The sequence below is a fragment of the Mesorhizobium sp. M0088 genome, assembly GCF_040322895.1.
GTDB lineage: Bacteria > Pseudomonadota > Alphaproteobacteria > Rhizobiales > Rhizobiaceae > Mesorhizobium.
The window spans coordinates 51,384-58,726 of the sequence record NZ_JAMYUI010000038.1 but is presented as its reverse complement, the minus strand read 5'-3'; the positions used below and the strand labels follow the sequence as shown (position 1 = coordinate 58,726).

8 protein-coding genes are annotated in these 7,343 nt (G+C 64.6%); 3 read left to right on the top strand and 5 right to left on the bottom strand.

Annotation, left to right across the window (positions count from 1 at the left end):
• Window positions 1-136: 136 nt before the first annotated feature.
• Window positions 137-697 (bottom strand): BA14K family protein, encoded by a 561-nt coding sequence (locus NKJ67_RS32730; protein ID WP_127270702.1) that lies wholly within the window; start codon window positions 695-697, stop codon window positions 137-139.
• A gap of 189 nt (window positions 698-886) precedes the next feature.
• On the opposite strand from NKJ67_RS32730, the gene NKJ67_RS32725 reads away from it, so the two are divergent.
• Entirely contained in the window at window positions 887-1,999 is a 1,113-nt protein-coding gene (locus NKJ67_RS32725; protein WP_127270700.1) for an endonuclease/exonuclease/phosphatase family protein, read from the top strand.
• A 3-nt stretch (window positions 2,000-2,002) separates the two neighbouring features.
• On the top strand, window positions 2,003-2,719 hold the full coding sequence (locus NKJ67_RS32720) for a hypothetical protein (RefSeq protein ID WP_352585453.1): 717 nt from the start codon (window positions 2,003-2,005) through the stop codon (window positions 2,717-2,719).
• Here NKJ67_RS32720 and NKJ67_RS32715 read toward each other — a convergent pair.
• The 4 genes from NKJ67_RS32715 to NKJ67_RS32700 all read right to left on the bottom strand — a co-directional run bounded on the left by NKJ67_RS32715 (window position 2,716) and on the right by NKJ67_RS32700 (window position 6,315).
• On the bottom strand, window positions 2,716-2,958 hold the full coding sequence (locus tag NKJ67_RS32715) for a hypothetical protein (RefSeq protein ID WP_128289849.1): 243 nt from the start codon (window positions 2,956-2,958) through the stop codon (window positions 2,716-2,718). The two genes, NKJ67_RS32720 and NKJ67_RS32715, sit on opposite strands and share 4 nt — an antisense overlap.
• A 132-nt stretch (window positions 2,959-3,090) precedes the next feature.
• A complete protein-coding gene (locus NKJ67_RS32710) occupies window positions 3,091-4,308 on the bottom strand; it encodes an ABC transporter permease (protein ID WP_023812410.1) in 1,218 nt (405 codons plus the stop codon).
• Entirely contained in the window at window positions 4,305-5,018 is a 714-nt protein-coding gene (locus NKJ67_RS32705) for an ABC transporter ATP-binding protein (RefSeq protein ID WP_352585451.1), read from the bottom strand. The genes NKJ67_RS32710 and NKJ67_RS32705 overlap by 4 nt, the downstream gene beginning before the upstream one ends.
• Window positions 5,019-5,022: 4 nt before the next feature.
• Window positions 5,023-6,315 (bottom strand): efflux RND transporter periplasmic adaptor subunit, encoded by a 1,293-nt coding sequence (locus NKJ67_RS32700; RefSeq protein ID WP_352585449.1) that lies wholly within the window; start codon window positions 6,313-6,315, stop codon window positions 5,023-5,025.
• Window positions 6,316-6,416: 101 nt separating this feature from the next.
• Here NKJ67_RS32700 and NKJ67_RS32695 point away from each other — a divergent pair, with 101 nt between their 5' ends.
• Window positions 6,417-7,325 carry a PhzF family phenazine biosynthesis protein gene (locus NKJ67_RS32695; protein ID WP_127409114.1) on the top strand — a complete coding sequence of 303 codons (909 nt, stop codon included), beginning with the start codon at window positions 6,417-6,419 and terminating at the stop codon, window positions 7,323-7,325.
• Window positions 7,326-7,343 lie beyond the last annotated feature (18 nt).

Genomic DNA, 7,343 nt, shown 5'->3' with positions numbered 1-7,343 from the left:
GGCGATCATGCCCCCGTGTCGTCAAAAAGCTACCAGCCAAATATCCTGTCAGAACACTGAAGGTGCCTAAGTGAACTGCATTAGCGCCAAGTGGCGCCGTTTTTCATTCTGTCGGTCAGCTCAGCTACAGGTCAGCTCAATAGGGTGAGTAGCACTGCTGGCGCGGGCCGTTGTAGGGCTGGAAGGTGTTGTCGTAGGCCCGGTACGACCGGTAGCGGTTGTAGCACCATTGGACATGGGCGCTCGAAAGCCGTCCCGCGCGGTAGTAGCGGCGCGGCGCCGGCCGATCGTAGTAGTCGTAATTGTTGTACATGCTGCCGAGGCCGAGCCCCAGGCCAAGGCCCAGGATCGCGGCACTCGCGCCATCATCGTAATAACGGCCGCCGCGATAGTGATGGCGACCATGGCGCCAACGCCAGTTGTCGCCGCCATTCCAGTGACCGCCGCCGCCCTGCCAGTGTCGACGGCCGCCGTTCCAGTTGCCCGACCGGCGCCATCTCCAATCATTGTTGAACTGACGGTTGTTGCCGCCCGCCCAGCTGTCGCGGACAGGCGTGACATTCGGCGCCGCCGTGCTGGTGGGTATCGACAGATCCGGCTGCATGATCGGTCCGGCGGCGGACGGTGCCGTGACGCCGGAAAGGATACCGAGGGCTATCAGCCCCGATTTGACCGTGGAAGAAAAGAGCGAATTCATTGCACTCTCCAAGAGTTACAGGCCCCGCGCCCACCCGAGGAATGGGGCAACAATGGATGTTTGCATCTGAACGGCGGATGAACGGAAAGGTTCCGTCAACCATGACGCGAACACGTCCAGGACCAATCGATCTCAGATGGTGGTCCTGCGAGCTTGTTTTCCGCGGTACTTGCGGGCAAAGGTCATGGCATGTCGCTGCGCCTTGCCACCTTCAATGTCGAGAACCTGATGAACAGGTTCGATTTTTCCGGCTATCGCAACCAGCTCAACGAGGATCGAACACTGGCGCTGTTCGATATCCAGAGCGAGGCGGAATACAGGATCCTGGAGCAGGCCCGCGCCATCGCCCAGTCCGACGACACGCGCCAACTGACGGCGCTGGCGATCGCTGCCACCCGCGCCGACATCATCTGCATGCAGGAGGTCGACAACATCGAAGCGCTGAAGGCCTTCGAATACGGCTATTTGTTCAAGATGGTGGGGCAGGGCTACCGGCAGAAATACACCACATCGGGCAATGATTCGCGCGGCATCGACGTTGCCGTGATGATGCGCAACGAGACCGCGCAGGGCCAGCCGATCGAATTCGTGCGCATGACCAGCCATGCCTATGTCACCTACGAGCAGTTCGGGCTGCACACGCCGGAACTCGAGGCACTGGGCAATCAGGCCAATGAGCGCATTTTCCGGCGCGACTGCCTGGAGATCGACATCACCGTGGGCGGCGTGCCGCTGACGCTCTATCTCGTGCATTTCAAGTCGATGGGCTCGCCGCGCAACGGGCTCGACGGGCGCGAGGCGACGATGCCGGTGCGCATCGCCGAAGCGCAGGCCGTGCGCCGCATCATCGAGGAGCGCTTCGGCAAGGACTATGCCGCCGACAAGAGCTGGGCGATCTGCGGCGACATGAATGATTATCGCCAGCGCGTGAAGGTGGCCGGCGATGCGATCGACGGCTATCGCTTCGAGGTGGTCGACGAAGCCCTGTCCTGCATCAACGTGCTGACGGCAGGCGGCTTTTGCGAAAATGTCGTCGAGAGGCGGCCGGAGATGAACCGCTGGAGCTTCTACCACACGCGAGGACCCGAAGAGCGGCATCTGTGCCAGCTCGACTACATCCTGTTGTCGAAGGGGCTCGCCGCCAGCAACGCAACGGCCGTTCCCGACATCATCCGCAACGGCCAGCCCTGGCGCACCATTTTTCCGCCCGGTCAGGAGGTCGAGCGGTTTCCGCGCGCCGGCTGGGACCGACCGAAGGCATCGGACCATTGCCCAGTGGCGATCACGCTGGACATGACCTGACGCATGAGTTTCGACCTGCCGCGCAACGTCATCCTGGCGGTCGACGACATCGACGTCCGGCTCGATCCCGGTCCGCACCCTTTCGCAAGGGACAATGCAGAGGCGATCGCCGAGAACTGGCAGCACGAAATCGCCGCCAATCCGGCGCTGTTCGACGGCATGGTGGTGCTGCTGTCACAACTCGCCTACCGCGACAGCCGTCTCATCGGCCGCTGCCATGCGGTCAACTACTCGACGTTCATGCTGTGGCGGAAGCGGCGCGAGAATTCGGGCGCCGAGCATGCCTATGCCCATGCCATGCTGGTGGCCGGCGACAATGCGCTGGTGGCGATCCGCATGGGTCCTCGCACCGTCAACGCCGGCCGCGTCTATTTCGCAGCCGGCTCGTTCGAGCCGGTCGATTTTCGCGATGGGCTGGTCGATGTCGATTTCAACATGATGCGTGAGGTGCGCGAGGAAACCGGGCTCGACCTGTCAGGTGTTGAACGCGGCAAGCGCTACCATGCCATGTCGACCAGCAGCGGCACGGTGATCTTTCGCCGCTACCACGCGGCGGCGCCTGCCGACGAGATCGCCAGGCGCATCTCAGCCTTCGTCGCCACCGAGACCGAGCCGGAGATCGAGGGACCGGTGATCATCCGCCATGCCGCCGACCTGCCGGATGGGCTCTCGCCGCACATGAAGCCGCTGATCGAGTGGCATTTCGCAAACGGGAATTAAGGGCGCGTCTTGTTCTGCGCCGCGTTGCGATCGTTGCGGGCGGCGACGAGGAACAGGATGAAGCCGATGCCGAGCAAGCCGCCCATCGCCATTCCCATGGTCTGGCCGACGACTGCCTGGAAGTCAGCGGTGACGCGATCGGGATTGGCCATGCCGAAGCGGGCGAGATACCACCAGATGCCTGCAAGACCTGCCTCGATGATCACCATCGCCAGGACCAGTCGCGCCTTCTTGCTCATCCGCTATTCCTCCGCCCAGGGTGAATTGCCCTAGCATCGCGAACGGTGCGGCGACAGTGGCGGGCAGGGTGGAAACACCGAAGACTGTGCAAAACCGGTTGGAGCGCTGGCCGCATTTCCGACCGGGTTGCCCTATTCGTGCCTTAGCGCGTCGATCGGATCGAGCCTGGCGCCGCGCAGCGCCGGGAAGAAGCCGAACACCATGCCGATCAGGGCGGAAAAACCGACGGCGAGCAGGATCACCGCCGGGCTCGGCGCGAACGGGATGGTCAGCGTCACCGCGGCGAGGCCGGCCAGCGCCAGCCCGATCAGGATGCCGATAATGCCGCCAAGCAGCGACAGCACCGTCGCTTCGACCAGGAACTGGATGAGGATGTGCTTTTCATGCGCGCCGATGGCGAGCCTGATGCCGATCTCGCGGGTGCGTTCGGTGACCGACACCAGCATGATGTTCATGATGCCGATGCCGCCGACCAGCAGGCTGACGCCGGCCACCGCGCCCAGCATGCCGGTCATGGTGGTTGTGGCGCTGGCCATGGCGTCGGCGATCTGGGTCATGTCGCGGATGGCGAAATCGCTCTCGCGGTCGGGTGTGATGCGGCGCGCGTCGCGCAAGATGTCCTCGACGCGCGGCTGCAACTCGCTGGTCGGCGTGCGGTCGTCGGCGGCGATGTAGATGTTGTCGATGTCGCGGTTGCCGGCGATGCGGCGCTGGTAGGCATGCAGCGGCATCAGCACGACATTGTCCTGGTCCTGGCCGAAGCCGGTATAGCCCTTGGGCTCGAGCAGGCCGATGATCTTGCAGGAGGTGCGGTTGACGCGGATGATCTCGCCCTCGGGATCGCCGGCGCCGAAGAACTGCTGGCGCACGGTCTCGCCGATCAGGCACACGCCTGTGCCCGAGCGGGTTTCGGAATCGCTGAACGGACGGCCCGACACCAGCTTCCAGTCGCGCGCATCGAGATAGGCGCTGTCGGTGCCGGTGACGCCCGAGGTCAGGCTCTCGGTGCCGAAGATGACACGCACCTGCTTTTGCGAGGCAGGCGAAATCGCGCGCGCGCCGCTGAGATGCGCCACCAGCGCCGCCAGGTCCTTCTCGGCCAGCGGACGCACCACCTGGTCGAGCCCGCCCGGTCCGCCGGGGCCGGCCGGGCGGCCGGAGCGGACGACCAGCAGATTGCTGCCGAGCTTGGAGATGTCGGCCTTGACCTTTGCTGTGGTGCCCGAGCCGATGGTCAGCATGGCGATGACGGCGGCAACGCCGATGACGATGCCGAGCAGCGTCAGGAACGAGCGCAGCACATTGCGGCGGATCGAGCGCAGCGAGAGGCGGACGGTTTCCCAGATCATGGCTGTGCGATCTCCAGCTTCCTGGAATCCGAAGCGACATGGCCGTCGAGGAAGCGGATGGTGCGTTCGGCATAGTCGGCGACGTCGGCCTCATGCGTGACCATGGCGATGGTCAGGCCAAGCTCGGTGTTGAGCCGGGTGAGAAGCTCCATGATCTCGTGCGTGCGGGCGGTGTCGAGATTGCCGGTCGGCTCGTCGGCGACGAGGAGTGTCGGGCGGGTGACGATGGCGCGCGCGATCGCCACGCGCTGCTGCTGGCCGCCGGACAGCTCGGCCGGCGTGTGGTGCTCGCGGCCGACAAGGCCGATCTCCGCCAGCGCCTGCATGGCAAGGTCTCGGCGCTCGCGCGCGGCAACACCGCGATAGATCAGCGGCAGTTCGACATTTTCGGCTGCCGTGGTGCGGGCCAGCAGATTGTAGCCCTGGAAGACGAAGCCGACATAAAGGTTGCGCAGCATGGCGCGGCGGTTGCGGTCGAGCCGGCCGGCGTCGATGCCCATGAAGGAATAGGTTCCGGCCGTCGGCGTGTCGAGGCAGCCGATGATGTTCATCGCCGTCGACTTGCCGGAGCCGGATGGACCCATGATGGCGACGAATTCGCCACGCCGGATCGCTAGATCGACGCCGGCCAGCGCATGCACCTTGGCCTCGCCCTGGCCGTAGCTCTTCCAGACCTTGTCGAAGGTGATGAGGGTCGCGCCCGCAGCCACGGCATCAGCTCCGCTGCTGCGACGCGGTGATGATTTGTGCGCCTTCATCCAGGCCAGAGATGATCTCGGTCAGTTCGCCGTCGGTGGAGCCGATCTTGACATTGACCGGGTGCGGACGCCCGTTCTCCAGCACGTAGAGTATGCGCGAGCCGTCGGTGGGCACTGTGGCGGCCTGGCGCTGGCGATTGCCGCCGGGGCGCCCCATGCGGCCGGTGAACAGGTCGCTCAGGCTCCAGCCGCGGGCGGCCTGCTGCGCCGGGCGATAGCGGAAGGCGGTGGCGGGTACGGTGAGCACGCCCTTGGCCTGTTTTGTGACGACCGAAACGGTGGCGGTCATGCCGGGCCGCAGCAACAGCTCGTTGTTGTCGACCTCGAGCCGCGCATTGTAGGTGACGACGCCGTCGGTGGTGACCGAGGCATAGGAGATGTCGCGGATCTCGGCATCGAACGGCCGCTCGGGGAACGCATCCACGGTGAAGCGGGCATGCTGGCCTGACTTGACCGCGCCGATGTCGGCCTCGTCGACGGCCGCCACCAGTTCCATGTTCCTGAGATCGGCGGCGATGATGAACAGCACCGGCGCCTGCAGCGAAGAGGCGACCGTCTGGCCGGGATCGACCGAGCGCGTCAGCACGATGCCGTCGATCGGCGCATAGATGGTGCTCTTGGCAAGGTCGGTCTGCTGCGCCTTGAGGTCGGCCTGGGCGATGGCGAGGTTGGCCTGCGCGCTGTCCAGCGCTGCCTTGGAACGGTCGCGCGTGGCGGTTGCTGCTTCAAGCGATTGGTCGGTCGCCATGCCGCGCCTGGTCAGTTCCGCGGCGCGTACAAGCGCCTTCTCGTTTTCGGCCAGCGTAACCGTGGCGTCCTCGACATTGGCGGCGGCGGCCTTGGCCGAAGCTTCGGCGCGCTCGATCTGGACTTCGAGTTTCACCGTGTCGAGGGTCGCCAGCACGTCACCCTTCTTGACCTGCTGGTTCTCCTCGGCCGAGACCGAGCGGATGATGCCGGACAGTTCGCTTGAAATGTCGACCTGGGTCAGGGGCTGCAGCGTGCCGGTTGCCGATACCGCGACGGTGAGGTCGGCCTTGGCGGCAGGCACGGTGGTGTAGTCGATCCTGGCCGGCGAGCCGGCATACCACTGATAGACGCCAAGCCCGGCGACGACCACGATCAGCGCCAGCAGCGCATAGATCCAGCCGCGCCGGCGCGAATTGCGCCGACCCGTTTTGTCGAGCCCGAGCGCCGTCTCGATGGCGGAATCCGATTCCGTCTTTGGCAGATTGACAATCTGGTCCACGCTGGACCCCTATAATGCGCAATGTCCCTATCTGTGCACAGATCAGGCTTACTGGTTCAAATATCAAATTAAATTTCGCCCATGTTGGGATTGAGGCAGGAATGAAAACCCGGAATTACTTGCTCTACGATGTGTTTACGACCGAGCGACTGGCCGGCAATCCCTTGGCCGTCGTGCTGGACAGCAAGGGATTGGACACGGCGGCGATGCAGGCCATCGCGCGTGAGTTCAATCTGTCGGAATCGGTTTTCGTGCTGCCGCCGGACAATCCCAAGCACAAAAACCGCATCCGCATCTTCACCCCCGACTATGAAATGCCGTTCGCCGGCCATCCGACCGTTGGCGCCGCGATCGCGCTGGCCGAACTGGCTGAGGAGGGCGGCGCCGGCATCTTCGTGCTGGAGGAAAACATCGGCCCGGTGCGGTGCGCCGTCAGCAAGCATGACGGCAACACTTTTGCCGAGTTCGACCTGGCCAAGCTGCCGGAGCCGCTGAAGCTCGAGGCCCATCCGGAGGCGATCGGTGCCGCCCTTGGGTTGACGCCGCACGAGATCGGCTTCGAGAATCACCGCGTCGCGTTCTGGTCGGCGGGGGTGCCCTACGTCACCATCCCGGTTGCCAATCTCGAAGCGGCGGGCCGGATCAGGCTGGACAACCAGGCCTGGTCGGAACTGGCGCCGCGCAAGAGCGAGTGGGCCTTCGCCAGCCCCTATGTCTACTGCCGCGAGACGGTGAACCACGAAAGCGCCTTCCATGTGCGCATGATCGTGCCCGGCACGCCTTCCTACGAGGATCCGGCGACCGGCTCGGCGGCTGCGGCCTTTGCCGGCGCCATCATGCATTTCGACGCGCCGACCGACGGCATTTCGCAGCTGTGGATCGAGCAGGGGCTGGAGATGGGCCGGCCTTCGCGCATCCGCCTCGAACTGACCGTGCAAGGCGGAAAACTGGCCTCGGCGCGCATTGGCGGCAACGCGATCAAGGTGGCGGAGGGCAAGCTGTTCATCTGATCGAACGCATGCTCGGTC

What these genes read in the sequence shown, in the direction of transcription:
- NKJ67_RS32720 (WP_352585453.1), top strand. Translation starts at nt 2,003, where the DNA reads ATGAGTTTCGACCTGCCGCGCAACGTCATCCTGGCGGTCGACGACATC.
- NKJ67_RS32730 (WP_127270702.1), bottom strand. Translation starts at nt 697, where the DNA reads ATGAATTCGCTCTTTTCTTCCACGGTCAAATCGGGGCTGATAGCCCTC.
- NKJ67_RS32715 (WP_128289849.1), bottom strand. Translation starts at nt 2,958, where the DNA reads ATGAGCAAGAAGGCGCGACTGGTCCTGGCGATGGTGATCATCGAGGCA.
- NKJ67_RS32710 (WP_023812410.1), bottom strand. Translation starts at nt 4,308, where the DNA reads ATGATCTGGGAAACCGTCCGCCTCTCGCTGCGCTCGATCCGCCGCAAT.
- NKJ67_RS32695 (WP_127409114.1), top strand. Translation starts at nt 6,417, where the DNA reads ATGAAAACCCGGAATTACTTGCTCTACGATGTGTTTACGACCGAGCGA.
- NKJ67_RS32725 (WP_127270700.1), top strand. Translation starts at nt 887, where the DNA reads ATGTCGCTGCGCCTTGCCACCTTCAATGTCGAGAACCTGATGAACAGG.